This window comes from Algibacter sp. TI.3.09, from assembly GCF_038154905.1.
Taxonomy (GTDB): domain Bacteria; phylum Bacteroidota; class Bacteroidia; order Flavobacteriales; family Flavobacteriaceae; genus Algibacter.
The window spans coordinates 1247012-1268408 of record NZ_JBAKAN010000001.1; the positions used below are offsets into that span (position 1 = coordinate 1247012).

Genomic DNA, 21397 nt, shown 5'->3' on the forward strand with positions numbered 1-21397 from the left:
ATTTGTAACTAACTCAAACAAAATATAGTAAAAGAAGATTAAAATAATTTATACATGAATTAGGTTTTAATCTAACGCCTTAATTATAACTTCTGCTTTATCTGCGTCTTTTATTATTTTATTGGCCATGTCTACAATATCACTCATTGCAATACTATTAACGATATTTTCAAAGTTTGCAGGATCATTCATATCGTAACCTTCTCGATAAAAATTAGTAAGCACATTCATCTCGTATTGATTGTAATCTTTGGCTTGTTCTCGCTCTTTTAGAAAGTTACTTATTGTTTTATTAAAATCATTTTCTTCTACTTTTCCTGCCGCCACTTTATTAAGTTCATCATACACCATAGCAATTAATTTATCCGCTTTTTCTGGGTTACAATCAAAACGCACAGAAAGTGTTCCTTTTTCTCTAGGTCTCTTGGATAAACCTGCTGATGTACTTGTACCATAAGTTCCTCCTTCTTGCTCTCTTAATGTTTCCATATACCTAAGCTGAAGTATATCTCCAAAAGCCTTCATTACTAAAGCGTTTTTTAGAGAATATTCCACATCATTTTTATAGATAATACTCACTGTAGTTTTTGGATTTTCCATTTTAAAAAACAAATCTTTTTTAATGATTTTACTTAACCATTCTGTAGAATTATCTTTATAAGTTTCTGTTTGCTTTTTAGTAGGAATGCTAGCAATATAGTTTTCTAATAATGGTTTTAATTGCTCTTTAGATACATCTCCAACAATAAAAAATTCGAAATCTGAAGCGTTATTAAAGCGCTCCTTATAAATTTGCTGAATAGTCTCGAATGAAACAGACTCTATATATTCTTTAGTAAACAAAGGCTTTTTAGGGTTGTTTTTACCATAAAACGTTACAAGCGTACTATCTTTTATTTTTTGACTCAGGCTTTCACTTTTACGAACCAATTGATTGTTTGAATTGGCTATAAGCACATCAAAAACCTCCTTTTCAAACCTAGGCTTTACAAATCTTAAATGCACCATTTGTAACATGGTTTCAACATCTTTAGTAGAAGATGATCCTGAAACAGATTCCGTAAGATTAGAAATAGACAGGTTTGTTCTTGCTGTTTTACCTGCAAGTACTTTCGAAAGATCATTTCTAGGATAATCTCCTAAACCAGATCCAGAAACCAAACCATTCATGTAACTGGCAGAAGGTAAATCTGCATCATCAATCAATGAACGTCCTCCATAACTCAATGCATTCAAATTAACGTCATTTTTTGTTTTATCAGCAAATTTATAATGTATCTTAATACCATTACTTAATATAAACGTTGAAGAAGCTGTTTCTTTATTTTCTTTTTCAGAAACTATCTTGCCCTTTTTTATCTTTACATTGCCTAACAAGGTTTTACCACTAAACTCATCCTTATACGCCGTAAGTGCTGTATCGTTTTCTGCTGCTGAAATAATTTGTAATGCCTCAGCTTCCGTTAGGTTTTCTTCTCCCTTTACACCTGTTGCTGTAATATATCTGTTTTTAATAGTATAGAGTGATTTAAGTTTTAAATGCAACTCTTCTAAAGTTAAGGTATTAAAAATCTGTTCTGCGACACTATAGTCTTTTTCAACATCCCTCATTCTAGAATTTTCTAGATAGTTTTTTTGAATCATGCCTTCAATATTTCTATGAGAAATGCTCTCCATCTTAGAGATTTGATTCTCATAAGAATTTTTATACATAGTGATGGCTCTATCAAGTTCTCCTTGTGTGAACCCGAATTTTACAGCACGATTTACCTCTTTTAAAACCATTTCAAAAGCCGCCTGTTGCTTACTTACTTTTGGAGATATACCAAATTTAAAAACATTTGTAGACCTAGAAATACTACCATAATTTACAGAAGCTCTTAACAATGGAGAGCCGGGATCATCATTTAATTCTCCTAATCGAATACCAAGTATCATAGTAGCAATACCTCTTAATAAACTTGACTTTAAATCTCCGACGGTTTCTTTCTCTAAATTTTTAGGGTGACGTATTCCGAATTCTATAGACGTAGATTTAACCTCCACATCCATAGCTGAACTAAATATTAATGCATCATTTTCAGGAATACTAACAACAAAGCGTTCTCTAGGGCTTTCCACGGCTGGAATTTTAGAAAACAACTTTTCTATTTTTGCTTGAACCTCTTCAACATTTACATCTCCAATAATTGCAATTGCCTGTAAATCGGTTCTATACCAATCATGATAAAAATCTCTTAAGACTTTGTATTTAAAATTATCAACAACATCCATTTTCCCAATAGGCATACGCTTAGTATAAATACTGTTGTTAAAAAGTGCTGGCATATGCTTTTCATAAATTCTCATATAACCTGTTTGGCGTGTTCTCCACTCTTCTTTAATAACACCGCGTTCTAAATCAATTTCTTCATCTTTTAAAGACAAAAAATTTGCCCAATCATGGAGCACTAACAAACAGTTATCTATAAGCTCTGGAGTGGCCGGAATATTATTCATGTTATACACCGTTTCTTCAAAACTAGTATAAGCATTAATATCTTTACCAAAAGACGCTCCATGTTTTTCAAGCTTATCAGTTATGCCTTTATCTGGAAAATTATCGGTACCGTTAAAAGCCATATGCTCTAAGAAATGAGCTAGACCTTGTTGATTTTCATCCTCTAACACAGAGCCTACATTTTGGATAATGTAATAGCTAGCTGCATCTTTTACAACGTCTGTTTTGTAAATGTAATAAGTAAAGCCATTGGGCAAAACACCTTTTATAACCTTAGTGTTTTCTGGCAATGGATCATTAAGGTTAATATTTTGCGCCAATAAACTGATGCTAAATAAAAATGTAAATAATATTGTTATTTTTTTCATTATTTTTTTTGTTATTATTACAAACGATAACGCTTATAATTAATCTTAAGAGCATTTGCTCATTATTTTCTAATTGATAATCTATACTATAGATTTAATAGTTATTATATAATTTGCCTTTGCTGAAACAGCAAAAAAAAGTTATTTAAAACCTGAATAACGCAACTGTAACTAGTTGGCTCTAATTTAATTTGACGTAAGTAATTCTTTTATTTTTGCTTCAAGCTCGTCTCCTTTTAGATTTCTTCCAGCTACTACACCATTTTTATCTATTAAGATGGTTGCCGGTATCATGGTTACTGAAAACACTTTTGCAGATGGACATCTAAATTCCTTTAAAGAAGAAGCCTGATCCCAAGTGATGTATTCATTTTTCTTTAAAAAATTACGCCATTTATCGTCATCTTTATCATATGATATACCTAAAACTTTTAAGCCTAGAGGACCAAATTCTTTATGTATTTCTCCTATATGCGGCATGGCTTCTATACAAGGTCCGCACCACGTTGCCCAACAATCAATCAACAATACTTGACCTCTGTATTGATAAAGGCTAATTTCTGAACCGTCTAAAGCAGGAATTGAAAAATCATCTGGAGTACCACCAACAAAAGATCTTTTTATTTCTTCTACCTCCCCTTTAAATACCATTGCTTCTTTTGAAGTTTTTATACTTTCAGATAAATTATTAAATGCTTCTTCAACCGACGAAAGCGGATCAAATCTTAACATATAATTCTTAATATAGAAGTACGTTCCGTAACTATTTGGGTAATTAGATAAGGTATCTATAACCTCTTCAATAAAGCCTTCATCTAATTTTTGACGTGCTTTTGCCAACTCATCATCACTCAGTTCATTTTTTTTATTGGCAACAACCAATTTATTTGTGGCTCTACCCCATACCGTTCTTCTATCCTTATAATTATGCTTAAGCTTAGCATATACAGCATCTTCTTTACCTCTATCAACCTCGAACTTAAACGGTTTATTAAATTTTGTTATCGAATCTTGCCAAATAGTTACATTAATGATAGTATCTTCAATAATAAAGTCTTCTTTATATTTGGTTCCTATAATTGATAACCTAGCCTCTTTAATTTCTCCAAATGAAGGGCCCTTAAAAGCGAAATTACCGGTACTATCTACACTTACAGTATCAATAGTTTTAACAACTCTTAAATTAGAGATTTCTTCTAATAACAACTGCTTTCCTACACCTTTTTCAAAAACGCCATTAATGACATAATGGGGAGGCTCCTGATTACAAGAAAATATTAACGAAGCAAATAAAAATATAAGTGCATTTTTCATATTACTAATTTTTGAAATAAAACAAATTCTTAATTTTTCCATGAAGTATATAGCCCTTAAATATTTAGCTCATTGAAAAGATTAATTAACTCTGGGTCTGATGGTTTTGGTGCATTTTGAGAAACAATAACCCCGTTTGGATCGATAAGTATAAAGCGCGGAATTGATTTAATATTATAATCTAAAATAAATTGCGAATTAAAATCTTTATCTGCTAATATTTGAATACCTCCAAGCTTTTTATCTACAACCATATCTTTCCATTTATCATGATCTTTAGAGATATCAACTGAAATACTTAGAAACGTTATATTTTTACCATGATAATCTTTTTCAATACGTTGTAAATCTGGAAGTTCTTTAATACATGGTCCGCACCAAGTTGCCCAAACATCAATATAAATATATTTTCCTTTAAGATCATCCAGCGATAATGTGCCTCCTGAATGCTTTTCATAGTTAATGAATTTAGGCGAAGGTTGCCCCTTATTTACACGCATAAAATCGTTATAAATTTTTGTGATTTTAGCATTGTTTTCTTCATTAGTAGAAGCGTTCATAAAAATTCGGTAAAACTCCTGAAAATCTACGGTTTGGTAGATATCATATTCTGCTTTTTTTGAAATGAGTTCGTTTCTAATTAATTGATTCGGAACAGTAGCATACACCGTTACGCCTCTTAAACCATACTCAAGAGAATCTTCTCTATGTAAAACATTTATTTGCTTAGTGTAATGACGATTAACCATTTCTCTATAAGCACTAGAAAAATAAAAATCGACAGCATTATCTAAATCTACGCCTTCTAACTCGGCCAAAAATTCTTCCGAAGGTTTATAACCTTTTTTTCGAGCCCATTGTCTGTGGTAACCACCAGCATAACGTTCTAATTCGTTTAAATATTCGTAATTAAGATTACGCTTTTCCAAAGTTTTAAAATCAGGCGTTATACCTTGCGTAGTATCTAACCTTGTATTTAAGTCGTTCTCAATTTGCTTAAATTTAACTTTAAAATCAGGTTCTTCTAATTTATAAACCGCTCTATCTTTTGTTTTTAAAGCAGCCTCTTTTTTGTTTTTAAATAGAATATAATTTGTAGTTTCTGCACCTTTACCAAAAATATCAAGAGAGCTATTAAAAGCTTTGGCATCTGCGGTAAGGTTAATAACATTCCCTTTATCTAAATAGATATTAGTTCTGTTTTTACCTATAATAAGTTCGTAAAGTCCAGAAGCTGCTTTAATGGTATCAGCAAAAACACCATTTGATTCAATAGTAATTTCTTTTTTAAAAGATTGATCTGATTTTATCAAAGTAACTTCTTTGGCTTCAAGATTGTCTATTTTCCCGGTAACTAAAGCATAATCTACTGAAGCGTTATTTGAACACGCTATAAGACTTAATGCTAGTCCGAAACTAAAAACTGTTTTTTTCATTTTATGGATGGTTATTTTTTGTTTATTACTAATGACGATTTTGTTATGGAATACATGTGATTAAAAACGTAAGTCGTACTAATCGAAATAATATTTTTTAAATATTTAACGTATTAAATAATTCTATCAATTCAGGACTTGAGGGGCGTGGAGCATCTTTATCAACTACGGCGCCTTGTGGATCTATTAAGATAAAACGTGGAATGGTTGACACAAAATAATCTCCAATAAATTCAGACGTTGGACCTTTATCAGTAATGACTTGAATGCCTCCTAATTCTTTATCAACAATCATTTGTTTCCATTTTTCAACATCTTTTGGCACATCAATAGATACGCTCAAAAAATTAATATTTTTACCATGATATATTTTTTCTAACTTTTTTAAGTACGGTACTTCAGCTAAGCAAGGTGCACACCAAGTAGCCCAAATATCGATATAGGTATATTTTCCTTTAAGCTCGTCTAGAGATAATGTTCCACCAGCATGGTTTTGGTAATTCACAAATTTTGGTGATGGTTTGCCTTTATTTAGACCTATTAACTTGTTGTAAGTTGTTGTAAGCTTCGCATTGTTTTCCTCGTTAGTAGAAGCATCCATGAAGGTTTTATAGTAATCCTCTACGTTTTCTATTTTAGTTATTCCATATTCAGCTCCAGAAAATATAAGCGCATTCTTAATGCTTTCATTCGGAATAGCTGCATGCACTTTAACCTTAGCATACATAAACTCAATAGAATCTTTTTTAGCTAGCGCACTAATTTCTTTAACATAATAACCGGTAACTAGTTGTTTATATGCATTTGAAAGTTCAAAATCTTTTTCATTATTAATATCTAAATCATCTAATTCTGACAAAAAATCTTCTGAAGGTTTATAATCATTATTTTTTGTCCAATAACGATGCTTTCCACTTGCATATTGAGACAATTGTAATAAATAAGTGTAATTAATATTCCTTTTTTCTAATGCTTTAAATTCAGGATCGATCCCTTTTGTAGTATCTATTACAGTATTTAGTATCGTACTTATATCATTGAGTTTCTTTTTAAATTCAACTTCTTCCAACGTGTAAAACGATTTATTATCGCCACGTAATTCCGCAGTCTTTTTATTTTTAAATGTGATATAATTTGTGGTTTCAGCACCTTTACCCGAAAACGCTAATGAACCATTGAAATCTTTAGCATCGGCTGAAAGATTAATGACATTCTCGTTTTCTAAATAGACATTAACTCTGTGTTTACCTACTGTAAGTTGATAAAGTCCAGAACTCGCCTGAATGGTATCAGAAAAAGCACCATTCGATTCGATTGTAATTTCCTTTTTAAAGGATTGATCGGCTTTTTCTAAAGTGATTACCTTAGCTTCTAGATTTTCAATTTTACCCGAAAACAAAGCGTATTCTACTGGAGTTACTTTTGAACAAGCCATAATACTCAAGAGTAGTACGACACTAAATATTGTTTTTTTCATTTAATTAAATATTGTAATAATATGTATTAATATGGTAATAGCGTTCATCAATTTAGATGCCCACCGACTGCCATTGGATTGAAAGAGCTTCTAAATCCATGTTTAAATCAGTCATCATAGATTCAACTACAATATCGTATTTAGCCTTAATATTAGGTTTTGTAGTTAACCATACATCTCTTTCTGCTTTTGGTCTAGAAATGATCCATACTATATATGATTCCCAATCTTCATGAGGTTTAAGTGAAATAGCTGTAAGCCCCCATGGATGCACAAACCCAGCATCCGTAGCTCCTTCTTCATCATATTCTGTTGCTGATGTGTGAAATGGAATACTAGAAAAAGTATACCGTCTATAAATATCTCCAGAAATACTGCTAAAGTCTTCTGGAATATTATAAGAATGATCAACATATGCATAAAAGTAAGCGAAAAGCAGCATTTCTTTGGTTAATGATAGGTTGAATTCAAAATCATTATTTACGTTAGAAATCATTTGTGTGCCCTGTGTATTATAATAAAGAATATCTCTATTATAACCATATGTGTCGAGTTTCTCAGCTGTACTAGAAGAAAATCCATTACCAACTAAGATCCATCTTCTAGCAAAATGAAGTTCTCTATAATCACTGAATAGGTCGAACATTTCATCAATTAAGTTTAAGAAAATCACAGCCCTTTCTTCATCTGCTGGTAATACGCCATCAACAAATTTTGATGGTTTACCCATAGCGCCATATTCTGTTTGAAGCGCCTCTTCTCCTTCAAGATCATAATACATGTGTAATTCATGCTCTTCAAGAAAACCATAAGCAAGTTGGCTAGCTTCAGTTGTACCTTGCTCAATTATTGGAAATGGGTCTCTACCGTTAAAGTCTGAAACAAGAACTTCTTCTTCTTCACATGATGCAAAAGAGGTTATTACCAATAAGAGAGACATTAGTTTTATTATATATTTCATAATTTTTTGTTTTATAGTTTATTTAATTATCTAGGCGCTGGTACCATACTTGTATTTGCCTGAATTTCACTCTCCGGAATTTGTAATACATAGCGTGGGTCATTTTGTTCTAAATGAGCCTCACGACCATCATAACCTATTCTATCCATTGCTGGGCGTGTAGTACGTTTTAAATCAAACCAACGATGACCTTCAAAACAAAGTTCTTTTCTACGTTCGGTATATATGTAGTCTAGAAGTGTTTCTTTTGTAAAGCCAGTAACAGTTAATTCAGTATAAAAATTAGGATCAAACTTTTTAACTCTAAGTGTATTAAGATCATCTATGGCTAATTGCAACTCTTCTTTTTGCGCATAAGCTTCTGCTCTATTTAATAAAACCTCCTCAGTTCTTAATACTCTACTGTGACCCTGAAAACTACCATAGTATCCACTTGTAGCTTGAGGTGTTTTTTCTCTATTTTTTATCAAATTTAATTTTGTGTTACTTATACCCCATAATACTCTATTATGAGTACCAATAAAATAAAACCTTCTCACATCACCAGGCTCATAAGAATCAGCTAATTCTTTACTTACTGAAAAAGTTGTTGCTGTAGGCCAAATCGATAGAATAGGAATATTTTCATTGGCACCGTTTCCAAAAAATACGTTCGGATTTTCCAAATCTGTATAATTTGTCCCCGTTCTAAATACACTATAATTAGCTTCATCAGTTTCATTATAAGTATCAGAAAGTATACTTAAATCAAAAATAGAAGGATTAGCTCCTAAAACTTCATTAGCAATCTCAATTGTTTTGTCCCAATCATGCATATATAATGCCACTCTAGATTGAAAAGCCTCGGCACTTTTAGCATCAAATAATACTTTTGTATATTTTTCAACAGGATTTGCTTCCATTAAACTAACCGCTTTTTCAAGATCTGCTGCCATTAAATTATATACTTCTTCCACAGTCGCCCTTGGATAACCCTTGTCTTCTGCTGCTGTAGTAAGTGTAATTGGAATTCCAAAATCTGAACTTGCTGTAGCCGGGTCATAATGCTGTCCATATAAGTTAACCAAATAGAAATATGAAAAAGCTCTTAAAGCATAGGCTTCTCCTTTTAGGTTATCCTTATAATCTTGCATCTCATCTCCAAGTGTAACTGATGATGAATTATCTACATTATTTATCACCAAATTGGTATAATAAATACTTTTATAAAGACTTGAAAACGCTATATCTGTTCCTAGCACCTCTTCATGAGATAGGTCGAACATGTAAGCTCCCATATAGACATCTGACGCATCTGGCCTAGGAATACCTACATTTAAGCCATACATTTTGTCCTCTTCAAAAAAGCCTATATCATCACTAAGCGCTTCAAGATATGGCATAATTCTAGTGTCTGTAACATAACCATAACTTAAAAGTTCCCTATAATCTGTTACTGTAGACGGGTTCAACTTATTTTGAGGTACCTCTTCAAGGTAGTCTTCACATGATACCGTTCCAAAAACAATTAGTACCACCGATATTATTTGAAATATTTTATATATATGTTTCATATTATTTTCAATTTTCATTATTACAGATTTAAACTAATACCCAATGTAAATGTTTTTGGTAACGGTAGAGAACCACCCCAGAAAGACGTATTGAAGTTCGCTGTTTCAGGATCCATACCTTGTAATCGTTTGTCAGCCAATACAAATAAGTTATCTGCTTGAAACTTTACCACTGCGTTAGAAAAACCTGCCTTTTCAATTAATGATTTTGGTAAACTATATTGAAGTAGTACATTTCTCAATCTTAAGTAATCCCCATTAATTGTTTGCGCATCACTATTATTAAACATGTCTGCTTGCGTACTTAAATAAGATGATGAACCTAGCCATGGAATAGTCGCAAAACTCTCATCACCTGGTTGTCTCCATCTGTTTTCAACACCTCTACGTAAATTAGCTTCAGCTTCAATGTATTCTGAATTAAATGCAAGATTTTGAAGTCTAATTTTATAATCTAGACCCGCAACAAGTAAAAAAGATAATTGAAAGTTTTTATAGTTAAATCTATTTGTGATTCCTAACGTTGTTGTTGGAACTCTAGACCCTTCATATTTTAGAGCATCTTTATTATCCTGAATATTGACTCTAAAATCGGCATCTGTTACACCGTATTCATTACCTTCTCCATCAAAAAACAATACAGCGCCTTCTTCATTAATTCTTGAAAAACGATAGGAATACATAGAATTAATAGGCATACCTTCTACAACTTCCCCAACGGTAAAAGTGGAAGATAAAAGACTAGATATAGACGGTTCTATAAAAGATTTTGTAACCTCACTATCAGTGAATGATGCATTAATACCTAAGTTATATGAAAAATTATCATTTTTAATAATTTTAGCATTTAACCCTAAATCCATACCTTGGTTCATTACGTTCGCATAATTCACGGCTTTATTTTGAAAACCTGTAACGCTAGAAACATTTTTATAAGAAATTAAGTCATTTCCTAAATCTCTAAATAAATCAATAGCACCAGACAATCTTCTATTGAAAACAGAAAAGTCAATTCCAATATTTACAGTTTTCGTAGTTTCCCATTTTAACTCTGGGTTAGCTGCTTGAATAATTTGTTGTTCTGTTAAGCTTGTAAACCTATTTGGAGGTAATGCTGTAGATATCACTTGCGGAGAAGCTTCTTCAACAATATTTCCTCTAAGTCCATACGAAGCTCTAACTGATAGCGCGTCAACAAAATCTGCCGAATCTAAAAAAGATTCTTGGTCAATATGCCATTTACCTGATACAGACCAAAGTGGTAGGTATCTATAATCTGGATTAGAACCGAACAGATTAGAACCATCAAAACGAATGTTAGCATTTATAACATATTTATTTTTAAACATTGAAGAAAATGTTGAGAAATATGATATGAATGATCTATCATAAAGTGAACGAGACACCGTATTTCTTTTAATTTCACCTTGCTCTTCTGATTCTTGTGGATTGTAAAATATTTTACCTCTATCGTGAAAATAGCCATAATTTTGGGTGTTTAACCCATCATAAACAACGTTTCTAAACTCTGTTCCTGCCATAATATCCACAGACAAATCTTCAATTGGATTGAATTTAGCATTCAAAGAATTTCTAAGAAGATAAGATTCTTGAGAAAAATTAGATTGATTGAATACACCTCCAAAAGGTAAGCTTGAATCGGCTATTTGATCTGCAGAGCCTGCTCCAAAGTTATAACCACGAATAACAGCCACATATTTACTAGCGTCTGTTGCATATTGTTGTGTTACACTACCTGAATATGTATAACTCATAAGGTTGTTATAGGTTAACCAATCTGTAATTTTATAATCAAGATTTAAAGTTGCTCTAATTTCGTGTTGTTTAGAGGTCTGATTGGTTGTACTTTGCTCATGTAGGATATTATAATTATAATTTCCATAAAAATAATAAGTTCCATCATCATTAAATGCAGGTAATGATCTAGATCTAGAATACGCATGGTCAAAAGCGTTGGTGGTGTAATTTTGTTCTCTATCTCTTTTAGATGCATTTAAAATAAGTCCAAGATTAACTCTACTAGAAAGTTCTGTATTCACCTTCGCCATAGCGCTATAACTTTTGTAACCTGTTGTTTTATCTAAACCATCTTCACTGGTATGACTCAATGAGGCATAATAGTTACTTTTGTTAGATCCGCCAGAAAAACTAATATCACTTGTGTTTGTTACAGCATCGCGAAATAATAGATCGAACCAATCCACATTCATTTCTGAAGTTTTTCTTATTCCTGCAATATATTCAGCTTCACTAATTCCTCCATTCTTATATAACCCCTGATAATATGGGACACCAACACCTCCGTGTAGAGCTATACCATCGTCAAGTAAATCAAATGAAAACTGAGCACGTTCTTGGGAATTCATTAAATCAAAATCTTCATAGGTTGGTCTTGGTTTAATACCAGTAGTATGATTAAAAGATATTCTAGGCTTACCACTTTTTCCTTTTTTTGTTGTCACCACAATAACACCGTTGGCTGCTCTAGTTCCATAAATTGCAGTAGCTGATGCATCTTTTAATATGGTAAGCGATTCAATATCGTTTGGATTAACCCCACCTATTGAACTGTTAAATGATTTTAAAAAATCAGGATCATTAAGTTCTGCAGGAGTTGCAGGAACTCCGTTTTCTAACATTACACCGTCTACAACCCAAATAGGCTCTGCATTACCACTAAGTGTAGCTGTTCCTCTAACTCTAATTCTTGGAGCAGCTCCAGGTTCTGCACTACTTGTAACAACGCTTACACCTGCAATTTGCCCTTGTATCATGTTTTCAATACTGGAACTACCCACAACATCAATTTCGCTAGTTTTAATTACGGTTACAGCACTACTTGTTTCGCGTTTATCTTTGGTTTGATAACCATTAATAACAACTTCATTTAATGCAGAAATATCTTCTATCAATGTTACATCAACTATCTTTTGACCTTTAATCGCTACTTCCTGAGTAACAAATCCCATAGAACTAAAAATTAAAGTCGTATTTTCAGCAGCCTTTATTTTATAGGCGCCATCAAAATCTGTAAAGGTACCTACGTTTTTATTTTTTACTTTTACTGTGGCACCGACCAATGGTATACCTTCCTCACCTTTAACAACTCCAATAACAATTATATCTTGTTGCTTTTCTAATTTTGATTGTTTAATTATTATCGTATGTTCTTCCGATATCAAAAAACTAAGATTGTTTGAGGTAACACAATCTTCTAAAAGTTTAGATACCTTTACTTTTCCTTTTTTTAGATGAACTTTTGATATCTCTTCAAAACAATCATCTGAATAAATAAAATTGTAATCGGTTTGATCACTTATCATTTTAAAAACTTCATCAACAGATACTGTTTTATCTGTTTCAATAATAATTTTTGCGTTCTGAGACAACGAATTCTTTGGAGATAAACTAAATACTGTTAAGCAAAAAGTAAAGAGTAATGTTCGCATGATAATTTTTAAGAACCGCTTCCCAAAAATGAGACGAGGGTTTGTTTGATTAATTTTCATAAATTTGCATAAATTGGTTAGTTAATTATTTAATTAATTGTTTTAAATTTAGGAGGGAGGAATCTTCACGGTCCAATGTTTATATTCTTTCCCTCTTTTTTATTTTAGAAAAACTGATTTCTCTTTCATTTCATAAGCTTCAATTTTATTGGTATTTTGAATGAGTTTTAAAATAGTTTCCAAGTTTTGATTTTTCTTTAATTCTCCATTAAATTTTTGTTTGGAGATAGAATCATTCAAAAACTCAAAATCAACATCATACCACCTCCCTAATACTTTAGCAATGTCTCCAAGTGATTTTTTATGAAAAATAAATTCTCCACATATCCAAGCTATTTCGTTTTTAACATCTACATGCTTAATAATCAAATTATTATTTTCAATATTAAAAATAGATTGCTGATTTGGAATTAGTAATTTTGTTTCCAATTTTGAGCTTACAGATACTTTCCCTTCTCTTAATGTCGTATAGACATTAGGTTCTTCCTTGTATGCCTTAACGTTAAACTTAGTTCCTATAACCTCAATAGTTTGATTCCTATTTATAACTGAGAACTTCGCTCCATAATGATCAGAACTCGGTGATACTTCAAAATAAGCTTCTCCATAAACAAGCTCAACTTCTCTAGGTTTACCTGCTATAAAATTTACTGGATATTTTAATTGAGATTCCGAATTTACCCACACCTGTGTATCGTCAGATAACACAATATGGTATTGCCCACCTCTAGGTATAGTCAAATAATTATATTCAGTTTTATTTGTATCATCCTCAGCAATTTTATATCGAATTTCTTTTCCTGAACTAACTATAATGTCATCACGATAATTGGTTACACTATCTAGAAAAATTTCAGATCCATTGGCAAGAGTTAATATAGCTTTATCTGTTCCTGGATTTATTGATACATTATTAGTTTCAGGCAAAGCATTTTTCGATAAAAAGAAAAAACTTGAACAAATTAGAATTAAAACTGTTGCTGCGTATTTGAAAAATTTTCTTTTATATATTGGAATGACTTTAGGTTTTTCATCAATAACCTCTCTTACATTCCTGTATGCTAGATCTACATCGTTCTTTAGCATGGCCATATTCAAATCATGATAATCCAAAACATATCGTTCAAACTTATTTTGATTCTCTCGATTTTCAAGCCAGATGTAAAGCAACTCTAGCTCCTCTTCTGTAATTGTATTTACTATAAATTTGGTTATAATCTTTTTCAAAATTAAATACTTATTTAGATGTTTACATGTATTATTACTTGTAAATTAAATAAAACCCCTAAAAAAAAATACACTTTTTATTAAAACACTGAGATTTATTCAAAGAAACTCATACAAGCACACCTTGTAATTCAATATGATTTTTTGAAACTATATTTTTTTTTAAAAGAAAAAAAAAGAATTCCGCAATACTTTCAATCTATAATACGATAATCATAATAACTGAATATTTTTAAGCTTTGCAGCAATCAATTATTGCATTTTTAAACATTTGTTTATAGTATTGCTTATGTATTACACTAAACATCTAAAAATATTCATGTCTACTTAAATATTACTTATATCAATATATGAATGAACTAGAAGTAACTAAAGCCATAAAAAATGGTGACGAAAAAGCCTTTAGACATCTCTTTAATTTATATTACGATAGACTTGTAGCTTATATAGCTACATACACCCATGATAAAATGAGCTCTGAAGATATTGTACAACAAGCTTTTATTGATTTATGGAATGCTAAAGATAAATTACAAGAATGCAAATCACCAAAAAGCTATTTATACACTATTGCTTACAACAGATTTATTGATAGTATTAATAAAGATAAAAGACGCACTAATTTATTAAATGTTGTTTATGAAAATGCTTTAAGAGATAGAATAGATGAGGATAATGAAGCATTAGAAAAACGCGTAAAAAAAATGAACCAAATTATTCAAACACTTCCTCCAAAATGTAAAAAGACTCTTGAAATGAATAAAATTAACGGGCTCAAATATCATGAAATAGCCGAAATAATGGGAGTTTCTGTAAAAACCGTAGAATCACAAATGAGTGTCGCTTTTAAAAAAATCCGTAAAGGTTTTGAAAAAGAAAATTTGTATCTATTATTGGTGAATTTCTTAAAAAAAGCATAAACTAAGCTTGAAATTCTGAAAACTTGAAGATTTATATAAAAAATTAAAGCGCAAAAATTCATGATTCACAATTACGAGTAGAATCATAAATTGTGATTAGGTTAAATGGAGAGCATAAAATTGCTCGCTGAACTAAATCAGCTATTTTTATAAACGATTAGAAAGTTCTCGTTTAGATGAACATAAACAAATCTTCATCATCAAAAGTTGATGCTGTAATTAAAGTTCTTGGTTCATTTTTTTTACTCTTTTCAGAATTTAATAATCTTCCAAAATTAAGTTTCTCTAATCTGCTTTTTAATTCTTTTAATGTTTTCATGGCGCATTTCTTTTTCTTGTCATAAATATACGATGCACGCATTGCTTTTAGATGTTTGTTTTCAATAAAAAAGCTTCAATATCAAAGAATTATCAATTTTTTAACAATTATATATAATCCAGTTTACATTATGCGACTTTGCCATTTTATGAAATTATTCAAGTAGAATAATAAGTAAACGTAACAGTATAAAATAGACTTATTACTTTCTTACACGATAGCTTTAACTCTAAAATTTAAAGTAAAAAAAACACAAAAAACCTTGTCTATTTCAATCTTAAAATCTAATTTTATTGTTCAAAATATTACTAATAATAGTGAACACAAAACTGAACACGTTTTGGAACACGATTTAAAATATGGTAGTTTTTAAATAATTGATAATCAATTATTTAGTCTTATGAAATTTTCTTGTACGAAAATTCACAACTCGGAGGTCATGGGATCGTGCCCCATTCTCGCTACAGGTAAACAAAGGGAAAGCCAAGAATTTTACTCTTGGCTTTTTTTATTTTGCTAAAACATTTGGCGCTTTTTTTAACTTAACTACAAATAGGATTAATTTAGCCTAAATTTTATTAAACTTCATTATAGTAAAAAACTAACGAAGAGATTCAATATATAAATAAACATAGTACTAGTACAGTTAATTATAATTTATATACTTCTAACTTGCACAGCATTTAATACAGGTAAACCTTTTATTTTCTCAAAATCAATAGCGATGCCTTTACCATTAGTAGCCTGTATTTCGTATTTAATTTTGACTGCTTTTTCAGAGCTATAGCGTGCTCTTAAGTTAAATCCTTTTTCAACACAAACAGTATTAATAAGAATATTATAAACCCGATCTGAAATATCTTCCTTTACTTTATCGTTTCCTAGATTATAGACCAATTTTTCGTGCTCTTTATCCGATTCTAGTTCTGCCCAATGTAAAGTTACGGCATACTTTCCATCCGGAACATCAAGTTTAAATTGCTCTATTCCAACACGCTGTGTTTGATATACGGGATCGTTTTCCGAATCGATAATATCTAACTCTGAACTCGGTAAACTACCATATTTGGTCTTAGGTTGGTAAGGTTTGCCTCCAACAAATCCCCAACTACCTGGTTGGTATGCTTTTTCTGGAATCCAAATGATGCTTTGCTTTTTATCTTCGTACATTCTCTTTGAACCTAAAAGCACATTCAGCTGATAAAATTCATCTTTATAATTAGAAAACTTATTGGGCGCTAACCTAAAATCGACATCCATAACATCTACAAAAGTCTTTGAATCCATAATACTTTTAGCAACCAAGGCATTAGTTCCGTTTACAAATGGTATTGAAAAACGAGCAATATTGTTTTTAACCTCAGCATTATAAGTTTTTCCGTTATGTAACAACTCTACCGAATTACCATTACTATAAACGGTAACAGGCTGCGTACAATACTGCGTGCCTACCTCGGCAACACCACCACGAATTGTCCATTGGTTTTGCCCAAACTTAATCACAGGTTCCTTAGATAGATAGGTTTTATACAACCACCACGTGTCTTTTTTTTCTCTGTTTAAAGTTGTAATACCCTTTAAATTAGTTCGAGGCAAAGCATAACCTCGAGATTCTGAATAAAAATCGTTTAAATTCCAAATATTAGCCCCTACAATAAAAGGTCTTTCAATAATGGCTTTAAAATAATGTTCGTGGTATTTATTTCCATATTCTACAGTGTAATCAAATCGTTTCGATTCGAAGGAATGTAATCTAGGATGTACGTCAGCACCATATTCTGTTACAATTAAAGCTTGGTTTGGGAACAATTCATGGAGTTCATCAAGATTTTCATCAAACCCCTTAAAAACACCACCATACCAACCTTGGTATAAATTCCAACCAAGAATCATAGGAACCGCAGTTAAACCTGCATCTTTGTAACGGCTGATAGCACCGTGATTAGGAATCATGGTATATCGACTAGAATCGAGTTCTCGAATATGAGCTTCTATTTTAGACGCCAGTTGGGTGACGTTTTTTGCATAAATTTCATAACGTGCTTTTTCTGTTTTTTGACTAAACGGTAAACGTAAAAGCACCTCATTCATATACGCCCATATAATAAGAGATGGGTGGTTGTTGTTTTGTTTTACCATTTCCTCTGCCATAACAAGGCAGTTTTCGGTAAAGGTTTCCGATTCGGTAATGGCGTTTACAATAGGGATTTCTACTGAAGCTAAAATACCAAGTTTGTCGCACATTTCTAGCACGGTTGGATCTTGCGGATAGTGTGCAATTCTTAAAAAATTACCACCCATTTCTTTTAGCAATCGTATATCGCGCATGTGCATTTCATCGGATAATGCATTCCCTTTTTTTAAATAATCTTGATGCCTGTTTGTACCTATTAATTTTAAATGCTCACCGTTAAGGAAAAATCCTTTTTCTGGGTCGAAGTTAAACCAGCGTAACCCTAAAGGCTCTATAGATTGGTCTAAAACCTCTCCCGTTTTGGCATCTTCAATTTGGGTAATTACGTTATACAAATACGGATTATCTGGCGACCATAACTGCGGGTTTTTAATAGTAAAAGCTTCTAAAACCGTTTTGCTTTTTTCGCTTTTGCTGAATTTTACTTTTTTAACAGTGGTTGCAACCGTTTGTCCATACTTATCAATAATTCGATTTACAAGGTTAACAGCTTTATTGCCGCTCAATTCATTTTTAATCAGGCTTTTTACCTCAACTTTAGCTATAGTTTTTGAAACCTCAGGTGCGCTAATGTAAACTCCCGACGTACTATAATCGTCCATTGAAAAATGAATAGCGCTACGTTTAAGTAAAAACACATCGCGATAAATACCACCAAAAAATGTAAAATCGGCAGATAATGGTGGAATGTCAATATTATGACTGTTATCTACTTTTACAGCCAAAATATTGTCTTGACCATATTTTAAAAATGATGAAATATCAAAATGAAACCTTGTATAACCGCCTTTGTGCTGTCCTACCCATTTTCCATTTACAAACAAATCGGCCACTTGGTTTGCACCTTCAAAATAAATGAAGGTTTTAGTTTTTGGAAGCTCTTCTTCTGCTATAAATATGTTTTTTTTATACCAGCCAATACCGCGATAATAGCCTGGTGTATCGTCTGTCGCATCTATATTATTCCATGTATGTGGAATGTTTATTGTTTCCCATTGAACTTCTTTTTCTGTTGAAGAATTTTCAATCTTAGAAGCATCTATATCGCCCTTATAAAACACCCAATTATTATTAATGGTGAATTTTTGATGCGATTGAGACCATCCACTAAAAACAGCAGCGATGGTAAATATTAAAACATAAATATTTTTTATCATTTTCAATAGTAATAGTTAATCAATATTTTCGAATACGCCACGATCTGGATTTCCTTGTATTGGATTTCCTAAAAAGTCAATCATTGGGTGTCCATCAATTTTTACACCCTTATTAATATCCGGAGATTCACCTTTTAATAAAAATCTTAAATAAGCCTTCCAATTCGTTCCAGCAGCCATAGCACTTTTAAACTGCGGATTCAATTTACTTTTAGCTGAATCTTTAGGCTCGTTTATTATATCTCCAAAAAAGGTATTGGCTTGAAAAGTGGTACTGGTACTTTTAGTAAATTCAAACATATTCCCTTCGCCTAATGAATAAAATATATTGTTTTTGTATTCCGTATTATCCGGATATCCGTTCCAGCTTTTATGATAAATAAGCTGCACTGCATCACGCGCCTTACCTGCAAAAAAGACGTTGTTATAAATTTTAATATTTGTAGTAGTACCAGAGTTCCTTACAATATGATGGGCATTGTCTTCAAAAATATTATACCTAATAATTGTGCCATCATTAAAACTAGTTTTACTGGCTCCGTCGTTACAAATAAGGATGCCTCCATGACCGTTATGATGGCTATAATTGTACTGAAATATGGTGTTTTTACAATTCCAATCACTATCAAAACCACCTGCATCTACATCTGGTTTATGATCCCAACTATCGGCTTTACTATTATAATAGGTGTACGACGCTTCGTTATACTGAAACAGAGCATTATCACAATTAAATGGGAAAGATGCATTACCGCTACCTTTAATGCCATTATAGGTAAACAAACAATGTTCTACTAATGGTGATTTTGCTACCCTAACAATTAAAGCATTAGCACCAGCTTTTTCGAATCTATTGTTTCTAAAAACAACATTTGTATTTGGATACCAATTGTGAATTTTACCATTTGCTAGCGTTTCCCCCCAACTGCTATTTAAAGATCTACGGTCCCAAACAGATTTGTTAGACCAACCCGTTCTATCTACATTATGAATATAGCAGCCCTCAACATACAAACCATCGAAATTAGATTTTCTCTGTTGTGAAACGTTTTTATCTCTAGTAATTTCAACAAAAACACCTCCATTATCTTTGGTACTCATATCACCATTTACATGGCAAATTTCTAAATTAATTAATTGAATATCGTGAAGTGTACCGCAATCCTTTCCTTCTATATAAATTCCCATTTTAGGCGCATATACATAAGTCGCATTATTTTTTATTGGATACTCCCTTGGCGTTTCTGAAACGGCATAATTTTTAATTTTTAAATCGCGTAATTCTAAATATTCTTGATTAAAGAATCGAATAGTATAAGATACAGATTCTCCATTAGCAATGCTACCAGCCGCATCTAAAATAGGAATTGGTCCCGAACCGTAAGCTCCAAAAACTATGCGTTTGTTTTTAGCACCACTTCCCTTTGGTATAAAGTTACCTTTCCAGGAACCACCTCTTCTAAAAAGCACAGAATCACCTGGTTTTAAAAGTATTTGATTAATTTTTTCTATATTTTTAAATGGCGCTGCTTTACTAATCCCAATGTTTGTGTCTTGCCCAATTAAATCATCCACAAAATAAGTGGTTTGCCCTTGTAACAAGGCAGTCATAAAAACAAAAATGTAAACAATTCTATCTCTCATCACAATTTTAAGCATTTTGATTTTATTATTTTTCTGAAATTAGTTTTAACATTTCGGTGGCATAGCGTTTTCCTAAAAGTCGCTGACTTGCACTATCAAAATGTGTTTTATCTATGGTTGATGTGTTTTCGGTAGTAACAACACCTGTATTTTTAACCGTGTTTGGCAACTCCAAAATCATGGCATTAAAATTATTTCGTAGTGGTTTATCTGGTGATAATTGTCCGGCAACAAATGGTAAATTAGGTACGTTCAAATCTTTTCTCAAAGCTTCAATTAATGCCGTTATTTTTGGCATATATTGTTTATACTTTCTTGAATTCGCTTCACCTTGGTGCCAAATAACACCTTTTAAAACACCATCTTTCATAGCTTTTTTTGCTTGACTAATTGCTTCATTATAAAAGGTCTTTCCTTGTTCCCATTCTTCAATAGACGTACCGCCTTTGGCATTAACAATCAATCCTATTTTTTGGTTTGGCATAGCTTGAGCCATTTCTTTTGCAAAACCATAACTAGGACCTATGTTTTGCATTTTTAGATCCTTTCTAATCGTAGAATATTTATTTAAAGGGTTTGCTGCTTTTTCCCAAGGCTTATTTTCAGTTCCAGTAAATAAAAACACATTTGGAATGCTATCTTGGTCTTGCAATTCGATAGGAGCTCGCCCCGCCATATTAGATTGCCCAATACATAGGTAAAGATCCATTGTTTGGGTATTACTTTTTGCTAAACTAGATGTTGATTTACATTGATACAAAAAAACAACACATACCAATAAAAGTATTTTGAATTTA

Annotated in this window: 13 protein-coding genes; 1 reads left to right on the forward strand and 12 read right to left on the reverse strand. The window is 31.8% G+C overall.

Annotation, left to right across the window (positions count from 1 at the left end; translation table 11 throughout):
• Positions 1–66: 66 nt before the first annotated feature.
• From V6246_RS04970 to V6246_RS05005, 8 genes are all read right to left on the reverse strand, one after another.
• Complete coding sequence (locus tag V6246_RS04970; RefSeq protein WP_341559320.1) at positions 67–2868, reverse strand: M16 family metallopeptidase; 2802 nt, start codon at positions 2866–2868, stop codon at positions 67–69.
• A gap of 186 nt (positions 2869–3054) precedes the next feature.
• Positions 3055–4182, reverse strand: coding sequence for a TlpA family protein disulfide reductase (locus V6246_RS04975; RefSeq protein WP_341559322.1), 1128 nt, complete (start codon positions 4180–4182; stop codon positions 3055–3057).
• A gap of 56 nt (positions 4183–4238) precedes the next feature.
• Positions 4239–5618, reverse strand: coding sequence for a TlpA family protein disulfide reductase (locus tag V6246_RS04980; RefSeq protein ID WP_341559324.1), 1380 nt, complete (start codon positions 5616–5618; stop codon positions 4239–4241).
• 97 nt (positions 5619–5715) lie between these two features.
• Positions 5716–7095, reverse strand: a complete 1380-nt coding sequence (locus tag V6246_RS04985; protein ID WP_341559325.1) for a TlpA family protein disulfide reductase — start codon at positions 7093–7095, stop codon at positions 5716–5718.
• A gap of 52 nt (positions 7096–7147) precedes the next feature.
• The gene (locus tag V6246_RS04990; protein WP_341559327.1) at positions 7148–8056 is read right to left on the reverse strand and encodes a hypothetical protein; all 909 of its coding nucleotides are present in this window, start codon (positions 8054–8056) and stop codon (positions 7148–7150) included.
• Positions 8057–8082: 26 nt separating this feature from the next.
• Entirely contained in the window at positions 8083–9609 is a 1527-nt protein-coding gene (locus V6246_RS04995; RefSeq protein ID WP_341559329.1) for a RagB/SusD family nutrient uptake outer membrane protein, read from the reverse strand.
• Positions 9610–9629: 20 nt separating this feature from the next.
• Positions 9630–13079, reverse strand: coding sequence for a SusC/RagA family TonB-linked outer membrane protein (locus V6246_RS05000; RefSeq protein WP_341559331.1), 3450 nt, complete (start codon positions 13077–13079; stop codon positions 9630–9632).
• Between the two features lie 159 nt (positions 13080–13238).
• The gene (locus V6246_RS05005; protein ID WP_341559334.1) at positions 13239–14366 is read right to left on the reverse strand and encodes a FecR family protein; all 1128 of its coding nucleotides are present in this window, start codon (positions 14364–14366) and stop codon (positions 13239–13241) included.
• 350 nt (positions 14367–14716) lie between these two features.
• On the opposite strand from V6246_RS05005, the gene V6246_RS05010 reads away from it, so the two are divergent.
• Positions 14717–15286, forward strand: a complete 570-nt coding sequence (locus V6246_RS05010; protein WP_341559336.1) for an RNA polymerase sigma factor — start codon at positions 14717–14719, stop codon at positions 15284–15286.
• 172 nt (positions 15287–15458) lie between these two features.
• Here the strand turns inward: V6246_RS05010 and V6246_RS05015 are convergent, their stop codons facing one another.
• The 4 genes from V6246_RS05015 to V6246_RS05030 all read right to left on the reverse strand — a co-directional run bounded on the left by V6246_RS05015 (position 15459) and on the right by V6246_RS05030 (position 21309).
• Positions 15459–15647, reverse strand: a complete 189-nt coding sequence (locus V6246_RS05015; protein WP_341559338.1) for a hypothetical protein — start codon at positions 15645–15647, stop codon at positions 15459–15461.
• Positions 15648–16262: 615 nt separating this feature from the next.
• Entirely contained in the window at positions 16263–18956 is a 2694-nt protein-coding gene (locus V6246_RS05020; protein WP_341559339.1) for a glycoside hydrolase family 2 TIM barrel-domain containing protein, read from the reverse strand.
• Between the two features lie 15 nt (positions 18957–18971).
• Complete coding sequence (locus V6246_RS05025; protein ID WP_341559341.1) at positions 18972–20615, reverse strand: right-handed parallel beta-helix repeat-containing protein; 1644 nt, start codon at positions 20613–20615, stop codon at positions 18972–18974.
• A 10-nt stretch (positions 20616–20625) separates the two neighbouring features.
• Entirely contained in the window at positions 20626–21309 is a 684-nt protein-coding gene (locus tag V6246_RS05030; protein ID WP_341559343.1) for a sialate O-acetylesterase, read from the reverse strand.
• Between the last annotated feature and the right edge of the window lie 88 nt (positions 21310–21397).

What these genes read in the sequence shown, in the direction of transcription:
- V6246_RS04985 (WP_341559325.1), bottom strand. Translation starts at nt 7,095, where the DNA reads ATGAAAAAAACAATATTTAGTGTCGTACTACTCTTGAGTATTATGGCT.
- V6246_RS04990 (WP_341559327.1), bottom strand. Translation starts at nt 8,056, where the DNA reads ATGAAATATATAATAAAACTAATGTCTCTCTTATTGGTAATAACCTCT.
- V6246_RS05015 (WP_341559338.1), bottom strand. Translation starts at nt 15,647, where the DNA reads ATGCGTGCATCGTATATTTATGACAAGAAAAAGAAATGCGCCATGAAA.
- V6246_RS05030 (WP_341559343.1), bottom strand. Translation starts at nt 21,309, where the DNA reads ATGGATCTTTACCTATGTATTGGGCAATCTAATATGGCGGGGCGAGCT.
- V6246_RS05000 (WP_341559331.1), bottom strand. Translation starts at nt 13,079, where the DNA reads ATGCGAACATTACTCTTTACTTTTTGCTTAACAGTATTTAGTTTATCT.
- V6246_RS04995 (WP_341559329.1), bottom strand. Translation starts at nt 9,609, where the DNA reads ATGAAACATATATATAAAATATTTCAAATAATATCGGTGGTACTAATT.
- V6246_RS04970 (WP_341559320.1), bottom strand. Translation starts at nt 2,868, where the DNA reads ATGAAAAAAATAACAATATTATTTACATTTTTATTTAGCATCAGTTTA.
- V6246_RS04980 (WP_341559324.1), bottom strand. Translation starts at nt 5,618, where the DNA reads ATGAAAAAAACAGTTTTTAGTTTCGGACTAGCATTAAGTCTTATAGCG.
- V6246_RS04975 (WP_341559322.1), bottom strand. Translation starts at nt 4,182, where the DNA reads ATGAAAAATGCACTTATATTTTTATTTGCTTCGTTAATATTTTCTTGT.
- V6246_RS05020 (WP_341559339.1), bottom strand. Translation starts at nt 18,956, where the DNA reads ATGATAAAAAATATTTATGTTTTAATATTTACCATCGCTGCTGTTTTT.
- V6246_RS05025 (WP_341559341.1), bottom strand. Translation starts at nt 20,615, where the DNA reads ATGCTTAAAATTGTGATGAGAGATAGAATTGTTTACATTTTTGTTTTT.
- V6246_RS05010 (WP_341559336.1), top strand. Translation starts at nt 14,717, where the DNA reads ATGAATGAACTAGAAGTAACTAAAGCCATAAAAAATGGTGACGAAAAA.